The sequence below is a fragment of the Nocardioides jiangsuensis genome (assembly GCF_019679455.1).
Taxonomy (GTDB): Bacteria; Actinomycetota; Actinomycetes; order Propionibacteriales; family Nocardioidaceae; genus Nocardioides_C; species Nocardioides_C jiangsuensis.
This window is the reverse complement of the sequence record NZ_JAIEZQ010000002.1, coordinates 655,488-677,162: the sequence shown is the minus strand read 5'-3', so window position 1 is coordinate 677,162 and position 21,675 is coordinate 655,488. Positions and strand designations below refer to the sequence as shown.

19 protein-coding genes and 2 pseudogenes are annotated in these 21,675 nt (G+C 71.7%); 10 read left to right on the top strand and 11 right to left on the bottom strand.

What is annotated here, in order from left to right:
- Positions 1-2: 2 nt before the first annotated feature.
- Genes K1X13_RS11825 through K1X13_RS11815 form a run of 3 tightly spaced genes read right to left on the bottom strand, consistent with a single transcriptional unit; the run spans position 3 to position 2,460 of the window.
- Positions 3-890: an LLM class F420-dependent oxidoreductase gene (locus K1X13_RS11825; RefSeq protein WP_221025246.1), complete on the bottom strand. Its 888-nt coding sequence runs from the start codon at positions 888-890 to the stop codon at positions 3-5.
- Positions 887-1,780, bottom strand: coding sequence for an SDR family oxidoreductase (locus tag K1X13_RS11820; protein ID WP_221025245.1), 894 nt, complete (start codon positions 1,778-1,780; stop codon positions 887-889). The genes K1X13_RS11825 and K1X13_RS11820 overlap by 4 nt, the downstream gene beginning before the upstream one ends.
- A 2-nt stretch (positions 1,781-1,782) precedes the next feature.
- The gene (locus tag K1X13_RS11815) at positions 1,783-2,460 is read right to left on the bottom strand and encodes an NADPH-dependent F420 reductase (protein ID WP_221025244.1); all 678 of its coding nucleotides are present in this window, start codon (positions 2,458-2,460) and stop codon (positions 1,783-1,785) included.
- A gap of 88 nt (positions 2,461-2,548) precedes the next feature.
- Here K1X13_RS11815 and K1X13_RS11810 point away from each other — a divergent pair, with 88 nt between their 5' ends.
- A complete protein-coding gene (locus K1X13_RS11810) occupies positions 2,549-3,121 on the top strand; it encodes a TetR/AcrR family transcriptional regulator (RefSeq protein ID WP_221025243.1) in 573 nt (190 codons plus the stop codon).
- Positions 3,122-3,191: 70 nt separating this feature from the next.
- Here K1X13_RS11810 and K1X13_RS19145 read toward each other — a convergent pair.
- Positions 3,192-3,455: pseudogene (locus K1X13_RS19145) on the bottom strand (DUF2249 domain-containing protein); the annotation flags it as partial.
- 48 nt (positions 3,456-3,503) lie between these two features.
- Positions 3,504-3,995, bottom strand: a pseudogene (locus K1X13_RS19140) (hemerythrin domain-containing protein); the annotation flags it as partial.
- Positions 3,996-4,055: 60 nt separating this feature from the next.
- On the opposite strand from K1X13_RS19140, the gene K1X13_RS11800 reads away from it, so the two are divergent.
- From K1X13_RS11800 to K1X13_RS11790, 3 genes are read left to right on the top strand one after another with little or no spacing between them, the layout of a single operon-like run.
- Positions 4,056-4,772: a helix-turn-helix transcriptional regulator gene (locus K1X13_RS11800; RefSeq protein WP_308249526.1), complete on the top strand. Its 717-nt coding sequence runs from the start codon at positions 4,056-4,058 to the stop codon at positions 4,770-4,772.
- A complete protein-coding gene (locus K1X13_RS11795) occupies positions 4,769-5,884 on the top strand; it encodes a DUF8744 domain-containing protein (RefSeq protein WP_221025241.1) in 1,116 nt (371 codons plus the stop codon). Before K1X13_RS11800 ends, K1X13_RS11795 begins: the two co-directional genes overlap by 4 nt.
- A complete protein-coding gene (locus K1X13_RS11790) occupies positions 5,881-8,547 on the top strand; it encodes a multicopper oxidase domain-containing protein (RefSeq protein ID WP_221025240.1) in 2,667 nt (888 codons plus the stop codon). Before K1X13_RS11795 ends, K1X13_RS11790 begins: the two co-directional genes overlap by 4 nt.
- A gap of 40 nt (positions 8,548-8,587) precedes the next feature.
- On the opposite strand, the gene K1X13_RS11785 is transcribed toward K1X13_RS11790, so the two are convergent.
- The 6 genes from K1X13_RS11785 to K1X13_RS19135 form a co-directional block, all read right to left on the bottom strand.
- Positions 8,588-9,478 (bottom strand): ATP-binding cassette domain-containing protein, encoded by an 891-nt coding sequence (locus tag K1X13_RS11785; RefSeq protein WP_221025239.1) that lies wholly within the window; start codon positions 9,476-9,478, stop codon positions 8,588-8,590.
- The gene (locus tag K1X13_RS11780) at positions 9,475-10,521 is read right to left on the bottom strand and encodes an ABC transporter permease (RefSeq protein ID WP_308249525.1); all 1,047 of its coding nucleotides are present in this window, start codon (positions 10,519-10,521) and stop codon (positions 9,475-9,477) included. Before K1X13_RS11780 ends, K1X13_RS11785 begins: the two co-directional genes overlap by 4 nt.
- A gap of 101 nt (positions 10,522-10,622) precedes the next feature.
- Positions 10,623-11,735, bottom strand: a complete 1,113-nt coding sequence (locus K1X13_RS11775) for an ABC transporter permease (RefSeq protein WP_221025237.1) — start codon at positions 11,733-11,735, stop codon at positions 10,623-10,625.
- A gap of 32 nt (positions 11,736-11,767) precedes the next feature.
- Positions 11,768-12,061: a hypothetical protein gene (locus K1X13_RS11770; RefSeq protein WP_225914960.1), complete on the bottom strand. Its 294-nt coding sequence runs from the start codon at positions 12,059-12,061 to the stop codon at positions 11,768-11,770.
- Positions 12,062-12,070: 9 nt separating this feature from the next.
- Positions 12,071-13,603 carry a multicopper oxidase family protein gene (locus tag K1X13_RS11765; protein WP_225914959.1) on the bottom strand — a complete coding sequence of 511 codons (1,533 nt, stop codon included), beginning with the start codon at positions 13,601-13,603 and terminating at the stop codon, positions 12,071-12,073.
- Positions 13,604-13,653: 50 nt separating this feature from the next.
- A complete protein-coding gene (locus K1X13_RS19135; RefSeq protein ID WP_225914958.1) occupies positions 13,654-13,920 on the bottom strand; it encodes an SHOCT domain-containing protein in 267 nt (88 codons plus the stop codon).
- A 148-nt stretch (positions 13,921-14,068) separates the two neighbouring features.
- Here K1X13_RS19135 and K1X13_RS11760 point away from each other — a divergent pair, with 148 nt between their 5' ends.
- The 6 genes from K1X13_RS11760 (at position 14,069) to K1X13_RS11735 (ending at position 21,617) form a co-directional block, all read left to right on the top strand.
- Complete coding sequence (locus K1X13_RS11760; protein ID WP_443678917.1) at positions 14,069-14,836, top strand: winged helix-turn-helix domain-containing protein; 768 nt, start codon at positions 14,069-14,071, stop codon at positions 14,834-14,836.
- A 218-nt stretch (positions 14,837-15,054) separates the two neighbouring features.
- Positions 15,055-15,987 (top strand): HAMP domain-containing sensor histidine kinase, encoded by a 933-nt coding sequence (locus K1X13_RS11755; RefSeq protein WP_308249524.1) that lies wholly within the window; start codon positions 15,055-15,057, stop codon positions 15,985-15,987.
- 142 nt (positions 15,988-16,129) lie between these two features.
- On the top strand, positions 16,130-16,414 hold the full coding sequence (locus K1X13_RS11750) for a metal-sensitive transcriptional regulator (RefSeq protein ID WP_221025234.1): 285 nt from the start codon (positions 16,130-16,132) through the stop codon (positions 16,412-16,414).
- A gap of 35 nt (positions 16,415-16,449) precedes the next feature.
- The gene (locus tag K1X13_RS11745) at positions 16,450-16,713 is read left to right on the top strand and encodes a heavy-metal-associated domain-containing protein (RefSeq protein ID WP_225914957.1); all 264 of its coding nucleotides are present in this window, start codon (positions 16,450-16,452) and stop codon (positions 16,711-16,713) included.
- A gap of 78 nt (positions 16,714-16,791) precedes the next feature.
- The gene (locus K1X13_RS11740; protein WP_221025233.1) at positions 16,792-19,176 is read left to right on the top strand and encodes a heavy metal translocating P-type ATPase; all 2,385 of its coding nucleotides are present in this window, start codon (positions 16,792-16,794) and stop codon (positions 19,174-19,176) included.
- Between the two features lie 53 nt (positions 19,177-19,229).
- A complete protein-coding gene (locus tag K1X13_RS11735; RefSeq protein WP_221025232.1) occupies positions 19,230-21,617 on the top strand; it encodes a heavy metal translocating P-type ATPase in 2,388 nt (795 codons plus the stop codon).
- The last annotated feature ends 58 nt before the right edge of the window (positions 21,618-21,675 follow it).

Sequence of the window (21,675 nt, the reverse complement as noted above, 5' to 3'; positions counted from 1 at the left end):
GGTCAGAGCTGGGAGAGCCGGGGTACGACGTGCTCGCCGAGCGACCTGACGAAGGCGACCGGATCGCCCTGCAGGGGCATCACGTGCACCTCGTCGACGCCGACGTCTGCGAGCGCGCGCATCTCCTCGACGAGGGCGGCGGCTCCGGTCGGGTCCTGCCCGACGGGACCGTTGTAGAGCACGGTCCGACGGATCTCGTCGTAGGGCCGGCCCTCCCGCTCGCACCAGTCGCGCAGCACCGCGAGCTTGTGAGCGACCTGCTCGGGACCGGCGCCGCGACCGGAGAAGACGTTGCAGGCGTCGGCGTACTTCGCGACCAGGCGAAGCGTCTTCCGCTCGCCGCCGCCGCCGACCATGATCGGTGGGTGCGGCTTCCGCAGCGGTTGCGGTGAGTTGATCGTCTCGGCGAGCTGGAAGTGCTTGCCGTCGAACGGCCCGTCCTCGTCGCTCCACATCTGGCGCACGATCCGGAGGGCCTCCTCGAGCCGCTCGAACCGCTCGGCCAGCGGCGGGAACGGTACGCCGAGGGCGCGGTGCTCCCGTTCGTACCAGGCCGCACCGATGCCGAGGGCGGCTCGCCCGCCGGAGAGCACGTCGAGGGTCGACACGATCTTGGCGAGCAAGCCGGGGTGGCGGTACGTCACACCGGTCATCAGGAGCTGAAGCTCCACTGACGAGGTGTGCGCCGCGAGGAAGCCGAGCGCGGTGTATCCCTCGAGCATCGGTTCTCCGGCGCCCGAGAAGAAGTCGAGCTGGAAGTAGTGATCCATGAACGACAGGTTGTCCAGCCCGGCTTCCTCGGCCGCCCTCCCGGTCGCGGCGATGGTGGGACCGATCGTCTCCGGGCCGCCGGGCAGGCTGAAGTTCACCAGATGCACGCCGAGCCTCATGCCGGCTCCTTCCCGTCGACAGGTCGGTTCCAGTGTTGCTCGACTCCCACGAGCGCGGAGCTGACCTCCCACAGCCTGCGGGCCAGGTCACGGTCGTAGCTGGCCTTCGACGACCGCTTCGCCCGCATGTCGGCGAAGTAGGCGCCGGTGACGCCGTCGACCTCTGGTGAGCAGGCCAGATGGACCACCGTGCTCGCGCCCTGTTCAGGCGTCTTCATGAACGGCCTGACCAGGGGCAGCATCAGCCGCATCCATCGACCGCTGTCCTCCTGACCGAAGGAGGTGCGCACCACGCCGGGGTGCAGGACCGTCGCGGTCACGCCGGTCCCCTCGATTCGGCGGGCAAGCTCGTAGGTGAACAGCACGTTGGCCAGCTTGGACTGGTTGTAGGCGCGCTGGCCGTTGTAGCCCCGCCCGCCCTGGAGATCGTCGAGGTCGATCCGCCCCATCGCCTGCGCCCCCGAGGACACCGTCACCACCCGGGCCGGCGCGCTGGCCACCAGCAGCTCGAGAAGCTCGTGGGTGAGCAGGAACGGGGCGAGGTGGTTGAGCGCGAACGTGTGCTCCAGGCCGTCTGTGGTCACATGCCGGTGCGCCCAGTAGCCCCCGACGTTGTTGACGAGCACGTCCAGGCGAGGGTAGGTCGCCCTGACCTCGGCGGCGAGGCGGCGCACCTCGGCCTGTGAGGACATGTCCGCCTCGAACAGGTCCACCTGGGCGGACGGCACCTTCCGTCGTACGGCGTCCGCGGCAACGGCCCCGCGCGCGGCGGAGCGACCCACGATGCCGACCCGGGCGCCGAGCCCGGCGAGACCCGTGGCCGTGGCCAGCCCGATCCCGCCGGTCCCGCCGGTGACCAGCACGGTGGAGCCGTGCATGTCGGGGCTCATGGTCAGCGGACGACCTTGAAGTTGAACTGCGCGGTGCCGAGCGCGCCCATCAGCCGCAGCCAGATCGGCAGCAACATCTCGGTGCCGCGGGCGGTCTCGATGCCGCCGAGGTCGATCACGTCGTCGTGACCGAAGGACTCCAGGATCTCGACCACGATGGCCTTGGCTGCGGGGTCCTCACCGGAGACGAAGACCGTGCTGGACTCGCCGAGCGACTTCGGCTCCACCATCAGCGACGCGTTGAGGGTGTTGAGAACCTTGACGACCTTGGCCCGCGGGAAGGCGCGCTGCACCTGCTCGCCAAGGGAGTCGGTGTCCTTGACGAACAGGGTGGGCGGGAAGCCGGCGGAGAAGTCCAGCGGGTTGGCGATGTCGACCAGCACCTTGCCGGCCAGGTTGTCGGCACCGGCGAGCCCGAGCACGTCGAGGGTGGCCGCGCCCGAGGAGGCGTTGACGACCAGGTCGGCGCCGACGGCCGCATCGGCGAAGGAGGCCAGCACGACGCCGGGGTGTGCGCTGTGCCAGGCGGAGAAGGGCGGGTTGCCCATCTGGTCGGCCTCGGTGCGGGCCAGCGTGGCCTGCGGGTCGCGGGTGCCGACCACGACGGAGTGGCCGAGACCGTGCAGGCGACCGGCGATCGCCTGGCCGACCATGCCGGTGCCGAGAACTGCGATGTTCATCAGGGTTCCTTCGCGAAGTCGAATAGGTAGACAGGTCTGTCTGCTCTGTGCTTGGACACTAGCAGACAGGTCTGTCTATGATCAAGTGGTGACTTCCTCCTCTGCGCGCGACCGGATTCTCGACACCGCCTTCCGGCTCTTCTATGCCCGCGGCATCCGGGCGGTCGGCGTGGACCTGATCATCGCCGAGTCCGGCGTGGCGAAAGCGACCTTCTACAAGCACTTCCCGGCCAAGGACGAGCTGGTGCTCGCCTACCTGGACAAGGTCGACGGGATCTGGACCGGCCAGCTGCGCGCGGCCGCCGAGGCGGCCGGCCCTGATCCCGCAGACCAGCTCGTCGGACTCTTCGACGCACTGGGCACGGCCTGCCGGCGCGACGGCTACCGGGGGTGCGCGTTCATCAACGCCGCGGCGGAGGCTGCGCCCGGCACCCCGGTGCACGAGCGCACCGTCGCGCACAAGCGAGCGGTGCTCGCCTGGCTGCGCGACCTGGCCACCCGGGCGGGCGCCGACGACCCGGAGTCCCTGGCCAGGTCAATCGCCCTACTGCTCGACGGTGGCCTCGCGGATGGCGCGCTCGCCGCGGACCCCGAAGCCCCGCGCGCGGCCAAGCACGCGGCCCGCGGCCTGGTCGCCGCCGCGGCCTCCCGTGTCGCCTGAGCCCCCGTCGACCGGAGCGGGCAGGCAAGCGCCCGGGCGGCGGACCAGAGGGCTGTCACGGGGTTAGAGGTCACGCATCGCCGCGCACCAGGATGAGGCGCCATGCCTCGGGTCCCCGCTCGCTGTAGGTCACCGAGAAGAGCCCTGGCCAACGCTGGTTCACCTGGTCCAGAAGCGGCAGCGGGTCGTGGGGTGCCACCAGCTCCAGGCCGGCGCCCGGACGCAGGGACTCGAGCGCTCCGAAGATCGTCGCGTGCCGGATCGCGTGCGGGATGGAACGCACGTCCAGCTCGGGATAGCCGGGGCCGTCGTTCTCACCACACGAGCAGGTGTGGCCACCGCAACCGGCGCCCTCGTCGTCTACGTCCGTGGCAGTGGTCTTCGTTGCGCCACCGAGGAGCTGGTGCATGCCCTCGAGCAGCGCGGCCACCGAGACGCCGGGCGTCGCGGCCAGCAGGGGCACCACCAGGTCGTTCTCCTTGGCCAGGTGGGAGTCGAAGACCGCGCGTAGCGCCGCGGCCGACGCGGCAGCCCGTTGCAGGTCGGCGGCATCGGCCACCTCGCGCAGCAACCGGGTGAGGACTTCGTGCTCGCCGATCATGGCTTCGACCAGGAGCCGCCCTTCGACGATCGCCTGCGCTGCCGGGTACATCGCCTGCTCCTCGGCCCGGGCGTGCGGAAGCAGCTCGCGCTCGCACCAGTCGACGAGGTCTCGGCGGGCGATCTCGGCCGCAGGGGTGTCGCAGTGGGAGGCGGCCGTGAACAAGGCCTCCGTACGCAGCCTCAGCGCACCCGCCAGGACGGCGTGGTGCTGCTTGACCGCCTCGGCAGCGCTGGCGTCGGCCTCGCTCGAGGCGATGACGAGTTCGGACATGTCCTGTCTCCTTCAAGGGCGATGTGGCAGCTTCACCAGGATTTTACTACACTTGACTCCGTGGAAAATAATCGGCCTTCGAGCCCACCGCGGGCGGTTCCCGGCTTCGGCCCCCTGCCCGGCGCCGGCCGTTCCCGCACGCCCCTGTCCAGGTCTCGGTCAGCGCTGCTGGAGACGCTCCGGGCGCAGACGGAGCCGACGACCCTCGCGGCGCTCGTCGCCACCTCCGGGCTGCACGCCAACACGGTCCGCGAACACCTCGACGCGCTGGTGCGCGACGGCCTCGCCCACCGTCACCCCGAGGCGCCGTCCGGCCGCGGGCGGCCGGCCTGGCTGTACGAGGCCACCGGCGTGGACGCTGCCTCTGCCCCTGAGTACGCCGGCCTCGCCTCGGCGTTGGCCGCGGCGATCCACCGGACCAGCGCGTCACCGACCGACGACGCGGTCACCGCCGGAAGGGAGTGGGGCCACGAGCTCGCACGCGAGCGCGGTGCCAGGCCGGCGGCCAGTGCGGTCGCGGCCCGACGCGAGGTGGTCTCCCTGCTCGACGAGGTCGGGTTCGCACCGCAGGCCGACGCCCGCAGCTCGACGGTCCGGCTCACCCGTTGCCCGCTGCTGGAGGCCGCCCACAAGTACCCCGATATCGTCTGCGGCGTACACCTCGGCCTCGCCCAGGGGGCACTGGAGGAGTACGGCGCGGACCCCGACGGTACCGAGCTGCTGCCGTTCGCCGAGCCGGGCGCCTGCCGGCTGCACCTGATGCAGCGGCGCCGATGAGCACGATCGCCCGCCCCCGCGGCCCGCGCAGCCTCCGTGCGCCCTTCGTGCCCCGCCTGGTGTTGCTGGCTCCCGCCGGGATCGCCCTGCTGGCCGGTCTCGACGCTGCCCTGATGCTGCTCGGCCTTCCCGCTCCGGTGCGGGTCGACCGGCTCCCCGAGGTGCACGGGATGCTGATGGTCCTCGGCTTCGTGGACACCTTGATCGCCGTGGAACGGGCAGTCGCCCTGCGTCAGCCACGTGGCTTCGCCGCGCCCGGCCTGCTGGGTCTGGGCGCCGTGGTCCTGCTCTCGCCCGCGCCCCTGGTGGTTGGCCGCTGCCTCATGGCGGTCGGCGCTGCCGCGCTGGTCTGCCTGTACGTGCCGCTGTGGCGTCGGCAGCGCGACGAGGCCGTCCTGGTGCAGGCCCTCGGGGCCGTACTCGCCCTGGGCGCAGCGGTGCTGTGGCTGGGAGGAGCCGCGGTCCCGCTGCTGGCTCCATGGTTGGTCGGGTTCGTCGTGCTGACCATCGCCGGCGAACGGCTCGAGCTGTCCCGGATCGCGATCGGTCCGTCGGCCGGCAGCAGGCTGGTGCTCCTCGCAGCCGGGCTGATGGCCGGGGTGGCGGCCGCACTACTGTGGCCCCGGCCGGGCACGGCCCTCCTCGGGGCCACCCTCCTCGTCCTGACCGGCTGGCTGGCCGCGCACGACGTCGCCCGGCGCACTATCCACACCTCGGGGCTGACCCGCTACATGGCCGGCTGCATGCTCGCGGCGTACTGCTGGCTGGGCGTCGCCGGCGCCATCTGGCTGCTCGGTGGCCCGGCGCTGGACGGCGTGCGGTACGACGCCGTGCTGCACGCGGTGTTCCTCGGGTTCGCGCTGTCCATGATCATGGCGCACGCCCCGGTGATCCTGCCGGCGGTGCTACGCCGACCGCTGCCCTACCATCCCGCGCTCATCGCGCCGGCCACGCTCCTGCACGTCTCCCTGGCGTTGCGGCTCTGGGTAGGCGACGCCCTCGGCAGCCACGGCGCCTGGGTCACCGGCGGGGTCCTGAACATCGTGGCGGTGCTGTCGTTCCTGGCCGTCGCCGTCGGGTCGACGATCCGCGGCAGCCGGAGGCCGTCGTGAGCAGGTCGCACAACCGTGGCTTCTGGCCGCTGCGCGACCTGCCGGTGCTGGTCTGGTTGGCGGCGACGGTCGCGGTGGCCCTCGTGCACCCGTTCGTCCCGGCGCCCCGCTGGCTGATGATCCACCTGCTCATGCTCGGCGCGGTCAGCCACGCCATCCTGGTCTGGAGCAGGTACTTCACCGACGCGCTCCTCCACTCCGCGGACGACGATCGCCGCGGACAGAACCGGCGGCTCCTGCTGCTCAACAGCGGCGTGGCCGTCGTGGTGACCGGTGTGCTCTCAGACGCGTGGCCGGCCACCCTGCTCGGGGCGACCGCGGTCGGCTCCGCCGTCCTCTGGCACGGCTGGACGATCCTGCGCCAGCTGCGTGCGGCGCTGTCGGCCCGGTTCAGCTTCTCGGTGCGGTACTACGTGGCGGCGGCCTGCTTCCTGCCGGTCGGTGCCGGCCTGGGCACCGTGCTGGCGCGCGGCCTCGCCGACCCGTGGCAGACCCGGCTGGTCGTCGCGCACGCGTCGGTGAACCTGCTCGGCTGGGTCGGTCTCACCGTCGTGGGCACTCTCGTGACCCTGTGGCCGACCATGCTGCGCACCCGGATCGCCGACGGCGCCGAGGCGGCCGCGGCTCGGGCGCTCCCGATCCTGGTCTGCTCCGTCATCGTCGCCGCCGGAGGCGCATCCACCGGGCTGCGTCCCCTCGCCGCCCTCGGCATCGCCGGGTACGTGGCGGGGCTGCTCCTCACCGCGCCCGCCTTCGTCGACGCCTTGCGACGTAAACCGCCGACCGGGTTCCCCGCCTGGTCGGTCCTGGCCGGGCTGGTCTGGCTGGTGGGCGGCCTGGTGACGCTCGGAGCCGGCATCGGCACCGCTTCCTCGTGGCAACGCGTCCACGAGGTGTTCGGCTGGCTGACGCCGTTCCTGGCCGCGGGCTTCGGTGCCCAGGTGCTGCTCGGCGCCTTGTCCTACCTGGTCCCGGTCGCGCTCGGCGGAGGTCCGATCCCGGTCCGGGCGGCGAACGTCGTCCTGGACCGCGGCGCACCCCTGCGCCTGGTGCTCACCAACGCGGGCCTGTTGCTCTGCGCGCTTCCGGTGCCCGGCACCGTCCGGGTGCTCGCCTCGACCCTCGTCCTCCTCGCGCTCGCCGCCACCCTGCCACTGCTGCTGCTGGCCGTGCGCGCCTCACGCCACGCGAAGACGGATCCGCCCGCGTCGGGGCGGGACCGCACCCAGGTGCCCCAGGCCCGTCCGGCCGGCCAGGTGGCCGGCCTCGCCGCGACCGGGCTCGCCGCCGTGGCGATGGTGGTGGCCGCGGGCGTCGCCGTCGACCCGGCCGCCATCGGGGCAGGGACAACTGTCTCGGCCGCGGCCGGTGTCACCACCACCGGCGAGACCACGACCGTCGCGGTCGAGGCGCGCGACATGCGGTTCACCCCGGCCACCATCGCGGTTCCGGCCGGCAACCGACTCGTGGTCGTGCTGACCAACACCGACGACGAGGACGTCCACGACCTCGTCCTCGACACCGGTGCCGACAGCGGCCGGCTCGCGCCCGGACAGACCGCACGCGTCCAGGTCGGAGTGGTCGGCCGCGATCTCGCGGGCTGGTGCTCGGTCGTCGGCCACAAGCAGATGGGCATGGTGCTCACGATCGACGTCACCGGCGCCGCCCCCTCCACGGCGCCTGGGACATCCGCGGGTCACGGTGCCCACCAGCACGGGCCCGGCGGGAACGCCGCCGACCAGGCGGCCGGGGGGACCGAGGTGACCCAGCCGGCCGAGTCCACGCCGGCCACTGACTCCCTGGACCTGATGGCCGAGCCGTCACCCGGCTGGGCGGCTCGCGACGCGGCCCTGCCGCCGTTGTCGGAGAGCCGGCTGCACCGGCGTACGTTGGTGGTCCGCGATGTCGAGCGCGAGGTCGCCCCGGGCGTCACCCAACGGCTGTGGACCTACGACGGCACAGCCCCGGGTCCGGTGCTGCACGGCCGGGTCGGGGACCGGTTCGAGATCACCTTGGTGAACCGCGGGTCGGTCGGTCACTCGATCGACTTCCACGCGGGAGCGCTCGCGCCGCAGCGTCCGATGCGAACCATCGCACCCGGTGCGTCACTGACCTACAGCTTCCGCGCCACCCGCGCAGGGGTGTGGATGTACCACTGCTCCACCATGCCGATGTCGGCTCACATCGCCAACGGCCTCTTCGGCGCGGTCGTCATCGAGCCCCCGCACCTGCCGCGCGTCGACCGCAGCTACCTGCTGGTGCAGTCCGAGCTCTACCTCGGCGAGCAGGGCGGCGAGGTCGACGTCGACAAGCTGGCCGTCGAGGACCCCGACCTGGTCGTGTTCAACGGCTTCGCCAACCAGTACGACGACGCCCCCCTGACCGCGCGCGTGGGGGAACGGGTCCGCGTGTGGGTCCTCGACGCCGGCCCCAACCGACCGACCTCGTTCCACGTGGTCGGAGGCCAGTTCGACACCACCTACTCCGAAGGGGCCTACCTGCTCCGGCGTGGACCGGGCGGTGCGCAGAGCCTGGGCCTGCAGGCGGCACAGGGCGGGTTCGTCGAGCTCACCTTCCCGGAGCCGGGCGACTACCCGTTCGTCTCACACCTGATGATCGACGCCGAACGCGGCGCGCACGGGCGGTTCCGGGTCACCCCCTGAGTCCGGCCTCCCGGGTGGTCGCCGGCGGACGGGGTGATCTTCAGTCACCCCCGGCGACGAACCGCTGTGGGTCGGCGGTGAACTCGGTGCGGCAGCCTTCGGAGCAGAACCACAGTGTCCGGCCTTCCCAGTCGACGTGCGGGCCGGTGGGTTCGACCTGCATGCGGCAGACCGGGTCGACCACCAGCCCGGCGAGCGTCTTGAACCGGCCGTCCTCGAGCCAGAGCACCCTGTCCGCCACCTCCCGCAGCCGGTTGTCGTGGGAGACGATCACGATCGAGCGGTCGTCCTCGTCGGCGAGCTGGCGCAGCAGCCGGGAGAGATCGCGGCCGCGGGACGCGTCGAGGTTCGCGGTCGGCTCGTCGGCCAGCAGCACGGGTGGGTCGTTGGCCAGAGCCCGGGCGACCGAGACCCGCTGCTGCTCCCCACCGGACATCTGCGAGGGCCGCGCCGCGGCCCGGTGGGCCAGGCCGACCCGGTCCAGCAGCGCCCGGGCGCGGCGGTTCGCGGCGGTGCCCTTGATGCCGGCGATGTTCGCCGCGACCGCGATGTTCTCCGTGGCAGTCAACGCGTCCAGCAGCGCGTAGTCCTGGAAGATGAATCCGAACGTGTTCGCTCGCAGGGCAGGGAGCTCACGCTCCAGCGTGGTCGCGATCTCGACCCTGCGGCGGTCCCGGCCGGTGACGACAATGGATCCGGCGGTGGGGCGAAGCAGCGCCCCCAGCATCAGCAGCAGCGTGGTCTTGCCCGAGCCGCTGGGTCCCATGACCAGCAGCACCTCGCCGGCGTGCACGTCGAGGTCGACCTCGCGGACGGCTGCCACCTCGGCCGCGCCATGGCCGTAGGTCTTGGTGAGGCCGCGGACAGCGACGGTGACCGGCCGGTCCCGCCCGGTGGGCTGTTCGGGGGCGGTGTGGTCAGCGGTGGTCATCGGGTCTCCCGGAAGGCGGTGGCCGCGTCGAGGGTGGCGATGCGGCGCAGCGGCCACAGGGCGGCGAGCAGGCCGACGGCGAGCGCGCCCAGGGTGGTCTGGTAGAGCGCGGTCGAGGTGATGGTGATGCTGACCGCCGGCGCGAGCAGCGGCAGCGTCCAGGAGAGCAGCTGGGCGAAGGTGGTGGCGAGCAGTGACGCGAGCGCGACGGTCCACAGCACCTGCACGGTGATGCTGCCGGCCAGCCGGATGGTGGTGGCGCCGAGTGCCTTGAGGACGGCGTACTCGCGGATCCGGTTCAACGTGGCGGTCATCAGGCCGAGCGCGATCACGGCGAGTGCGATGAGCAGCCCGATGGTGGACATCAGGCGGAGCAGGTCGGCGCTCATGTCGGTGACGATGCGGGCCTCGGAGGTGGCGAACTCCTCTCGAGTCTGCGTGGTCACGCCGGGCAGGGCCGCGCTGATGCGATCCGCAACGTTCGCCGCTGCTGTGGGCTCGGTGCCGACCAGCAGGTAGGAGTCGGTGTCGCCGCGGATGTTCGTGAACTCGGTCCGGGCGACGAACACGGTGGTGTTGGTGATGCTGGAGCCACCCGAGGACAGCCCGACCAGCGACAGGCGGGTACCGAGCACGGTGAGGGTGTCGCCCAGGTGGACGCCGAGGCCGTCGGCGGCCTGCTCGTCGAGCACCGCCTCCCCGGTGCCGGGGGCGCGACCGACCTCGAGTCTGGCGGGCCCGCCGCGTCCGGTGCGGGTGTCGTAGCCGATCAGGTACGACAGCTGCCTGCCCTGCGGTCCGGAGACCGAGCCGGAGGCGAACCCGATCGGGGACGCCCAGGTGACGCCGGGCACCGACCGGACCCGCTCTACCGTGTCCGGCGGAAGCGCGGAGGCGCTCATGTGCATCGTCTTCACCCCTTCCTGGGAGACGAACACGGTGGCGGGCGAGGTGCGGATGTAGCTGGTGACCTGGTCGATGGCGCCGGCGAAGATCCCGCGGAGCACCAGCACCAGCAGCAGGGCGGAAGCGACTCCGAGCACGGTCAGTGCGGCACGACGACGTTCCGCGAACAGGAACCGTCGACCGACCGGCACACCTCGCCGAGCTCTGCCGGGTCGGGCTGCGCCAGCACGGGTGATCATCATCGGCTCCGGAACGCGGAGGCCGCGTCGAGCCGGGACAGCCGGTGTGCGGGCAGCCACGCGGCCAGCAGCGCCATCCCCGCGGCCGCGGTCGCGGTGCGGGTCAGGGTCGCGGAGGTCATCACCACGGGGAACGCCGGACGCCACCACGAGAGCAGCTCACGGGTGAGAAGCAGCAGGATCACGGCAGCGACGGCACCGGCCGCCGTGAGGGCGGCGGTCTCGGCGACCGCGATGCGCCGGACCCTGCCCGGTGCGGCACCGAGTGCCTTGAGGACGCCGAGGTCACGTTGTTGCTCGCTCACGCGCGTGTAGGCCACCAGCGCCACGATCAGGGTGCCCGTGGCGAACGCGACGGACACCATCAGCTTCACCGGGGACCCGTAGATCTTGGTGGCTAGCGTCAGGGACGCCTCACGGAGCTGCGCCGGAGTGCGGACGGTCAGGCCCTGGTCGCGGAGACGGTCGGCAACCCTGCCTGGTGTGTCGGTGGTGACCAGAACCGCTCCGGTGGTGTCGCCGGCGCCGAGCATGCCGGTCATCGCGGCACTGGTGGTGAACACCATCGGCGTCATGAACATCGCGGTGCCGTCGGTGAGCCCGACGACCCGCATCGGGTGGCCGAACATCGGCATGTCGTCGCCGACAGCGAGCCCGTGCTGGTCGGCGAACAGTGCGTCCAGCGCGACCTCGTCTGCCGTGGCAGGGGCCCGGCCCGCGGTGAGCGCCCACGGGCCGCCGGGTCCGCCGGGTTCGCTGGCGACCGCGGCCACCGCGGCCTTGCCGTGCGGCAGCTCGAGGATGCTGTACATGGTGCGGATCGGCCACGCGCCGGTGACTCCGTCGGTGGCCTCGACGGCGGTCACGGTCGCGGCGGGGAGAACGCCGGGATCCGCGAAGAGGCTCTCGGTGCCTGCGGGCACGACCACCAGGTCAGCCGCAAGGTGGTCGTCGTAGACGGTGACTCGCTGCTGCACGCCGGTCCACAGGCCGTTGAGCAGCAGCATCATCATCAGCGCCAGGCCGATGCCCAGGGCGCCGGCGGCCGTGCGGACCGGTCTGGCGGCCAGCAGGCGCCGGGTGACCGGGACCTGGCGTTCACCACGTGACATGACGGTCACTTCCTCGACCCTGTGTCAGGGTGTCAGCCGGTGTGATGGGCGCTGTGCTCGACCGGGCTGGGGGTGCGAGCCGGTCGCGGCGCATCGGCAGGTTCGGGGTTGCTGATGGCTGGTCCGATGACGAACGCCGCGCCGGCGAACAGCCCGACGTGGTGGAGCACGTGCGGCGCGAGCCCCATCACCGTGGCGATGACCGCCGTGACCGCGTTCCAGGCCGTCCCCAGGGGACCCCCGTGCGGCGACGGCGAGACGGACGGTGCCCGGTCGCCGCCCAGACCGGCGTCCGTGGGGGCGAGGTTGTGGTGGTCGTGTGGCATGGCGGGCTCCTAGGCCCGGTACGAGAGGGTCGTCATCATGCCGGTCTCGGCGTGGTAGATGTTGTGGCAGTGTGCTGCCCACTGGCCGGGATTGTCGGCGTCGAGGTCGACTTCGAGCGTCTGCATCGGGCGCACGATCACTGTGTCCTTGCGGACCCCGCTGCCGCGCAGGGCGAAGGTGTGGCCGTGCAGGTGCATCGGGTGGAACATCATCGTGTTGTTGACGAACCGCAGCCGCACCCGCTCACCTTCACCGACGTCGAGTGGTTCGGCGTCGGCGAACGTCTCGCCGTTGATCGTCCACCGGTAGGGCGCCATCGACCCGCCCAGAACCAGGTCGTGTTCCCGGTCGGTCGACCGGTCAGCCAGCCGGACATCCGCCGCGGCCTTCAAGTCGCTGCCGAGCAGGACCCGCCGGGTGAGCTCGCGAGGCTGGACGTCAGCTGCCGGTGCGCGGCCGGCGCCGGTGCGGACGACCGCCACCCCCTGCCCCTTCTTACCTTCCGCGGAGGCAACCAGCGGGAAGACGCCGTCGGCCAGCGTGACCATGACATCGAACCGCTCCCCCATCCCGACCAGCAGGGCGTCGGTGGGCACCGGCACGACGGGGAAGCCGTCACTGTGGGTGAGGGTCATGCGGTGCCCACCGAGCGCGACCCGGAACGCCGTGTCGGAACCGGCATTGACGAACCGGATCCGTACGCGTTGCCCGGGCTTGCCGGTCAACGTCACCGGCGCGTCCGCGGTTCGGCCGTTGACCAGGTAGTGCGGGTACTCGACGTCACCGGCGCCGCCGAGGAGCCGGGACTGCATCCCCTCCCCCGTCATGCCGCCCATGCCTCCCATGGAACCGGGACCCATGCCAGGCATCGACCCATGGTCCATCCCGCCCATCCCGTTCATGCCGCCGCCGGCGGTGGAGGCTCGGAGGTCCTCGAGGACCTCGTCGGGCGTGCGGCCGGTGCCGTCGACCCAGTCGTCGAGGACGACGACCCACTCGTCGTCGTAACCGCCCGGTTCCGCCGGGTCGTCCACGACCAGCACCCCGTACAGACCGCGGTCGAGCTGCACACCGGTGTGCGGGTGGTAGAAGTACGTTCCGGGGTCGGGAACGGTGAACTCGTAGCGGAACGACCCGCCTGCGGAGATCGGGCCCTGGGTCATGCCGGGGACGCCGTCCATGTCGTTGCGCAGCGCGATGCCGTGCCAGTGCACGCTGGTCTCGGCCGGGAGCTGGTTGTCGACCTCGACCCGCAGCACGTCACCGGCGGTGACCCGCAGCAGCGGGCCGGGGACGGAGTCGCCGTACGCCCAGGTGGTGACCACGCGGCCGCCGAGGTTGAGCGTCACCCGCCGGGGCGTGAGCCGTGCCCGTACGACCGAGGCGCCCGTGCGTCGACGTGCTGCCTCCGCCTGCGCGACGGCCTTGGCGGCCGGGCTGACGGCACCGTCGCTGCTGCAGGCGGCCACGCTTCCGAGGGAGAGTACGCCGGCCAGGCCCGCGGCTCCGCGGATCAGACTGCGGCGGGTCAGGTGCGCCAAGGCAGGGCTCCTCGAGGTAGTGGTAGATGTGCCTGTGGGGAGGCGCGCTGTCAGCGTGTGACCGGACGAGCGCCGGCGCGCAGGACGTCGGCGCGGGTGCGGAACTCCCCGGCGTCGATCTCGCCGCGGGCGAACCGCTCCTCGAGGATCTGCATCGGGTCGCGGTCCGTGGACCGGTCGGCCGGTCGGGAGCTGCTGCTGGTGCCGCGGAAGATCGCGACCACCGCGAACACCACCAGAGCCCAGAACGCCACCATCACGAGGGTCATGACGATCCAGCCGCCCCACCCCACTCCGTCCTGATACCAACCCATCATCGTTCCCAGCTCCCTTCATCTCTTTGTCGTCAGCATGGGGCGCGCACCCCGGGGATCTCGTCGTGGTCCTGTGAAGGTTCGCTGAAGAAAGCCGGTGCCCACCAGCGAGCGCAATGCCGCCTCAGCCCTGGCTGACACCATGGGGACCATGAGCGAGAAGCACACGGCTGGCGCCTCACCGAGCCAGACCTCCCCGGCGGCCGGCACACGGCACTGGGCGGGTCTGCGCGCGATGGTCATCGAGGACGAGCCCGAGCTGGCGGCCCTGGTCGGCAGCTACTTCGCACGTGACGGCTTCGAGGTCACCGTCAGCCACGACGGAGGCCAGGGAGTCACCGCCGCGCGAGAGATCGACCCGGACGTGATCGTGCTCGACCTCGGCCTCCCGGGCCTCGACGGTGTCGAGGTGTGCCGACAGCTGAGGACCTTCTCCGACGCCTACGTCGTGATCCTGACCGCTCGCAGTGACGAGGTCGACACGCTGATCGGCTTGTCGGTCGGCGCCGACGACTACATGACCAAGCCCTTCAGCCCGCGCGAGCTGATGGCACGGGTGCAGGCGATGCTGCGCCGCCCGCGGCCGCTGCGCCAGCCGGACGACGGTGCGGAGGCAGCCCGGACGGTCGGTGACCTGACGATCGACACGGCCGGCCGCGACGTGTGGCTCCAGGGCGACCCGGTCGCGTTGACCCGCACCGAGTTCGACCTGCTCGCCGCTCTGGCCGAACGGCCGCGGATGGCGTTCAGTCGTCGTCAGCTCATCGACCACGTGTGGGGTGAGACGTGGGTGGGCGACGAGCACCTGGTCGACGTCCACATCGGGCATCTGCGTCGCAAGCTCGGCGACGACGCGGCCGAGGGACGGTTCGTCCGCACGGTCCGAGGCGTCGGCTACCGGATGGGAACCGGCCAGTGACCGCCGCCACCGCTACCGGGTTCGAGCCCGGCCCCGCGAGCACACGCACCGGTCGGCTCAGGTCCGGGTTCGCGGGTCGGCTGCTCCTGGCGCAGGCGCTGGTGCTAGTCGCCGGCGCTCTGACCACATGGTTGGTGGCCTCTGCGGCCGGCCCCAGCATCTTTCACGACCATCTGGAGAGGGCCGGCGTCGGCCACACGACCTCCGAGACCCGACACGTGGAGGAGGCCTTCGCCTCGGCCCTGCTGGTCTCGCTCTCCGTCGCGCTGCTCGCCGCCGTGACCGCGGCACTCGGGGTCTCGTGGTACTTCAGCCGACGGGTACAGCGCTCCATCTCCCCGGTCACCGCCGCCGCCTCCCAGGTCGCTGCCGGCCGGTACGACGCACGCGTGCCCGACCCGGGACTCGGCGGCGAGTTCGCGAGCCTGACCCGCACCTTCAACGCCCTCGCCGAACGCCTCGGGGCGGTCGAGACCACCCGCCGGAAGATGCTCGCCGACCTCGCGCACGAGATGCGCACGCCCCTGGCCACGATCGACGCCCACCTCGAGGCCGTCGAGGACGGCGTGCGTGAACTCGACGAGACCACCCTCGGCGTTCTCCGCGCCAGCACCCGGCGGTTGAGGCGGCTGGCCGAGGACGTCAGCGCCATCTCCCACGCCGAGGAGGGCAGGCTCGACATCGACCCACAGCCGGTCGACCCGGCCTCCCTCGTCGAAGGCGCCGCGGGCGCGGCCCGGGGCCGATACGCGAGCAAGGGGGTTCGGCTCGAGACGAGCATCCACACCCACGACCCGGTACTGGCCGACACCGACCGGATCGGACAGGTCCTGACCAACCTGCTCGACAACGCCCTCCGGCACACACCGCCGGAAGGAACCGTGACCCTGACGTGCAGCCGGATCGACCGCTGGGTCCAGTACACCGTGGCCGACACCGGTGCGGGCATCGCCGGCGAGCATCTGGGTCGCCTGTTCGACCGGTTCTACCGGGTCGACACCGCCCGCGACCGCAACCACGGCGGCAGCGGGATCGGGCTCAGCATCGCCAAGGCACTCGTCGAGGCACACGGCGGCAGCATCAGCGTCGACAGCTCGGGGGTCGACCGGGGAGCGACGTTCACGGTGCGACTCCCGGTAGCCAACACCTAGCGCCACCGACCTTCAGCGACCTGCGGCGCTCGCGGCATCACCATGAAGGTTCTGTGAAGGTCCCCCACGGATCTTGACGGAATACCCCGCGGGGGTATTCTGGAGGTACCCCTCAGGGGTATCGGCAGGATGAGGTGACCCCATGACCCGCACACCCGGCTACATCACCGACAAGCAGGCGCTCCTCACTCGTCTGCGGCGCATCGAAGGACAGGTCCGTGGCCTGCAGCGCCAGGTGGAGGACGACACCTACTGCGTGGAGATCCTGACCCAGGTCGCGGCCGCCACCAAGGCGCTCCAGAGCGTCGCGTTGATGCTGCTGGAGCAGCACCTGCAGCACTGCCTCACCCACACCGCTGACCCGACCGAGCGCGATCAGAAGCTCACCGAGGCCAGCCAGGCGATCGCCCGGCTCGTCCGCGCCTGACCCACCCACCACCACCCCAGCTGAGGAGACCACCGATGAGTACCCGTTCGAGCGACATCAAGGAGAGCCAGATGACCACCGACCAGACCACGCAGAGCTTCGCGGTGACCGGGATGACCTGCGGCCACTGCGCCGGCGCCGTCACCAGCGAGCTGAAGACGCTCGACGGCGTCACCGACGTACAGGTGGACCTCGTCGCCGGTGGCACCTCCACCGTGACCGTCACCAGCGGAGCCCCGCTCGACCAGTCCCAGGTTGCCGCCGCCCTCGACGAGGCCGGCGACTACCAGCTCGCCTGACACGAGCCCGCCACCCCACCCGCTACGACCACTCGTAGGTCCGGCCGCACGGCGCGGCCGTGCAAGGAGATGAACCCGATGACAGAGCACGCCACCGCAGACACCACACCCGCCGGCGGGACCACGCCTGCGGCGACGGACCTGGAGCTGACCATCGGCGGGATGACCTGCGCCTCGTGCGCCGCGCGCATCGAGAAGAAGCTGAACAAGGTCGAGGGTGTCACCGCCAGCGTCAACTACGCCACCGAGAAGGCCAAGGTCAGCTACACCGGCGCCATCGCCCCTGAGGACCTGGTCGCCGTGGTCGAGGCCACCGGCTACACCGCCGCCCTGCCAACGCCGGAACCCGAGCCCGGGCGCGGCGCCGCCTCGGGTGAGACCGACGAGCAGCACCGTCGCGAGGACGAGGCGGCCGGGTGGTGGCAGCGGCTGGTGATCTCCGCGTTCCTCACCGTCCCGGTGCTCGCACTCTCGATGGTGCCGGCGCTCCAGTTCGACAACTGGCAGTGGATCTCCCTCACCCTCGCCTCCCCCGTCGTGGTGTGGGGTGCCTACCCCTTCCACAAGGCCGCCGTCACCAACGCCCGGCACGGAGCGGCCACCATGGACACCCTGATCTCGGTGGGTGTCACCGCCGCCTACCTGTGGTCGCTGTGGGCGCTGCTGTTCACCCACGCCGGCATGACCGGGATGCGGATGCCGTTCCAGCTGCTGCCCGGTGACGGCGACGGGGCGCACATCTACCTGGAGGTCGCGGCCGCCGTCACCACCTTCATCCTCGCCGGCCGCTACTTCGAGGCCCGCGCCAAGCGGCAGTCGGGTGCGGCGCTGCGGGCGCTGCTGGACATGGGCGCCAAGGACGTCGCCCTGCTCCAGCCGGGGCCGGACGGGGACACCGAGGTTCGTGTCCCGGTCTCCCAGCTGGTGGTCGGCGACCGGTTCGTGGTCCGCCCCGGGGAGAAGGTCGCCACCGACGGGATCGTCGAGTCCGGCACCTCCGCCATCGACGCCTCCATGCTGACCGGCGAACCGGTCCCGGTCGAGGTCGGTCCCGGTGACGCGGTGGTCGGTGCCACCGTCAACGCCGGCGGCCGCCTGGTCGTACGGGCCGCCCGCGTCGGAGCCGACACCCAGCTCGCCCAGATGGCCCGGCTGGTCGAGGACGCCCAGTCCGGCAAGGCGCAGGTCCAGCGGCTCGCCGACCGCGTCTCCGGCGTCTTCGTCCCGATCGTGATCATGCTGTCGCTCGGAACGCTCGCCACCTGGCTTCTGACCGGGCACGGCGCCACGGCCGCGTTCACCGCCGCGGTCGCGGTCCTCATCATCGCCTGCCCGTGCGCCCTGGGTCTCGCGACCCCGACCGCCCTCTTGGTCGGCACCGGCCGCGGCGCCCAGATCGGCGTGCTGATCAAGGGCCCCGAGGTGCTCGAGTCCACCCGGGTGGTCGACACCATCGTCCTCGACAAGACCGGCACCGTCACCACCGGACAGATGAAGCTGGTCGACGTCATCACCGTCGACGGTGTCGAGGTGGCCGAGGTGCTGAGGTTCGCCGGCGCCGTCGAGGACGCCTCCGAGCACCCGATCGGGCAGGCCATCGCCTCCGGTGCCGTGGAACGGCTGGATGCCCAGCTGCCCGCCGTCGAGGGGTTCACCTCCACCCAGGGTCTGGGGGTCGCCGGCCTGGTCGACGGGCACGCGGTCGCAGCCGGCCGACCGGCGTGGCTGCGCGACGAGTGGAGCCAGCCGCTGGACCCGTCGCTGGCCGCGGCAACGGACGCAGCCGAGGCCGAGGGCCGGACGGCGGTCGCGGTCGGCTGGGACGGCGCGGCCCGCGGTGTCCTGGTCGTCTCCGACACCGTCAAGCCGACGAGCGCCCAGGCCATCACCGAGCTCATGGCACTGGGGCTGCGTCCCGTGCTGCTCACCGGCGACAACGAACGAGCCGCCCGCGCGGTGGCCGCCGAGGTCGGCATCGACGAGGTCATCGCCGAGGTCCTCCCTGCCGACAAGGTCGCCGTGGTCCGTCGCCTGCAGGACGAGGGCCGGACGGTCGGCTTCGTCGGGGACGGGGTCAACGACGCTGCTGCGCTCGCCGCCGCCGACCTCGGCCTCGCGATGGGCACCGGCACCGACGTCGCCATCGAGGCCTCCGACCTCACCCTGGTCCGCGGCGACCTGCGTACCGCCGTGGACGCCATCCGCCTCTCACGCAGGACCCTGGGCACCATCAAGGGCAACCTGTTCTGGGCCTTCGCCTACAACGTCGCAGCCCTCCCGCTGGCAGCGCTCGGACTGCTCAACCCGCTGATCGCAGCCGCCGCGATGGCGTTCTCCTCGGTGTTCGTGGTCTCCAACAGCCTGCGGCTGCGCCGCTTCCGCGCGGTGTCCACCACCCCGGGGAGCAAAGCCGGCGCAGCCGACGGCACCCACATGCCTCACCCCGAGCCAGCATCCGCCTGACCCGCACCAGCCCGCACGCGCACCAGCAGCCCTCTACCGCAAGGGAGCGCCAGATGAGCCACCCCGACCAGGACCAGTCCCGCACCATCCGCCGAGACGAGCGAGGTCCCGCCACAGCGGTGCTCGAGGTCACCGGGGTCGACTGGGCCAGCAGCAAGAACGTCACCGAGGCAGTCCTCGGCCGCCGACCCGGCGTGCTGGCAGTGGACGCCAACCCGGTCTCCCAGACCGCGACCGTGACCTACGACCCGACGACGACCGACCTGACCCACCTGCGGGACTGGGTGCGCGAGTGCGGCTACCACTGCGCAGGTCAGTCGGTGCCGCAGCACATCTGCGACCCGATGGCCCAGCCCGATGCGCGTGACCGGCACGCCGCCTCGCCGCACGACGCGATGGGTCACGGCGGACACGGGGAGATGTCGATGGCCGACATGGTGCGCGACATGCGCAACCGGTTCCTCGTCGCCGTGCTCTTGTCGGTGCCGATCCTGCTGTGGTCCCCGATCGGCCGTGAGGTCATCGGGTTCGAGACCGCCGCCCCGTTCGGTCTGCGTGACGACGTCTTCAGCCTCTTGCTGTCGCTGCCCGTGGTCTTCTACTCCGCCTGGATCTTCTTCGACGGCGCCTGGCGGGCCCTGCGCGCCCGCACGCTGGACATGATGGTCCTCGTCGCGGTGGCGGTCGGTGCCGGGTGGCTCTACTCCCTCGGGGTCACCCTGACCGGCGGCGGCGAGGTGTTCTACGAGGCCGCCACCGTTCTCACCGCGTTCGTGCTGCTCGGGCACTGGTTCGAGATGCGTGCCCGCGGTGGCGCCAACGACGCCATCCGTACCCTGCTCGACCTCGCCCCGCCCCAGGCGCTGGTCGTCCGGGACGGGGAGCCCGTCGAGATCTCCACGGCCGACGTGGTGGTCGGCGACCTGCTCCTGGTCCGGCCCGGCACCAAGATCGCCACCGACGGCGTCGTCGAGGAGGGTGAGTCCGAGCTGGACGAGTCGATGGTGACCGGGGAGAGCCTGCCTGTCCACAAGGGGCCCGGTGACGCGGTCATCGGCGCAACCGTGAACACGTCGGGCACGCTGCGGGTCAGGGCCAGCCGGATCGGCGCCGATACCGCGCTGGCGCAGATCGTGGCGCTGGTGCAGCAGGCGCAGAACTCCAAGGCGCCCGGTCAGCGCCTCGCGGACAAGGCCGCGTTCTGGCTGGTCCTGGTCGCACTGGTCGGCGGCGTCGGCACCTTCCTGGTGTGGCTGGCCGTGGGCGCCAGCGTGCAGACCGCCTTGCTGTTCGCGATCACCGTCGTGGTGATCACTTGCCCCGACGCACTCGGCCTGGCAACGCCGACGGCGATCATGGTCGGCTCCGGCCTCGGCGCCAAGCGCGGCATCCTCTTCAAGAACGCCACCGCGCTCGAGACGTCCGCCCGCATCGACACCGTCGTGATGGACAAGACCGGCACCCTCACCAAGGGTGAACCCGAGGTGACCGAGGTCGTCGTCGAGGGGATCGACCGGGCTCGGCTGCTCGCGCTGGCAGCGGCGGTCGAGCGGGAGTCCGAGCACCCGCTGGCTCACGCTGTCGCCAGGTACGCCGACGACGAGGGTGCGCCAGCACTGCGCGCGACCGGCTTCCGTAACGTCGCCGGGCACGGTGCTGTCGCCGACGTCGATGGGCAGCGGGTCGCCATCGGCAACCGCCGGCTGATGGACGCCGAAGGCATCACCCTCGGCTCCCTCGCCGACCGGCGTGACCAGGTTGCGGCGGGTGGCCGAACGGCCGTCCTCGTCGCCGTCGACGACCGGGCCGTGGGTGTCGTGGGCATCGCCGACGCGGTCCGCGAGACCTCTTCGGCCGCCGTGACCGCCCTGCACGACGCCGGCGTGGCGGTGGTCATGCTGACCGGCGACAACGAGGCAACCGCGCAACGCATCGCCGACGAGCTCGGCATCGACACGGTCATCGCCGAGGTGCTCCCGGAGGACAAGTCCACCAAGGTGACCGAGCTCCAGCGAGCCGGGAGGCGGGTCGCCATGGTCGGTGACGGCGTGAACGACGCTCCCGCGCTCGCGGCCGCGGACATCGGAATCGCGATCGGCACGGGCACCGATGTCGCGATCGAGACCGCCGACGTCGTCCTCATGCGCTCCGACCCACTCGACGTACCGACCGCACTCACGATCGGCCGCGGCACGCTGCGCAAGATGCGGCAGAACCTCGGCTGGGCGGTCGGCTACAACGCGATCGCCCTGCCCATCGCCGCCGGCGTGTTCGAGCCCGCGTTCGGTCTCGTGCTGCGACCCGAGATCGCGGCGCTGTCCATGTCCGGCTCCAGCTTCCTCGTCGCGGTCAACGCCCTTCTACTCAAGCGCCTGCGCCTGCCCGCGCAACCCTCCCAGCCCGAACCCACCCCTGCCCGGCAGCTCCAACCCGCCGGGTAGCGTGGCCGGCCTTGCGCGGCCACCGCATACCCCTGCGGCGAACTCCTCGACTCCTGAC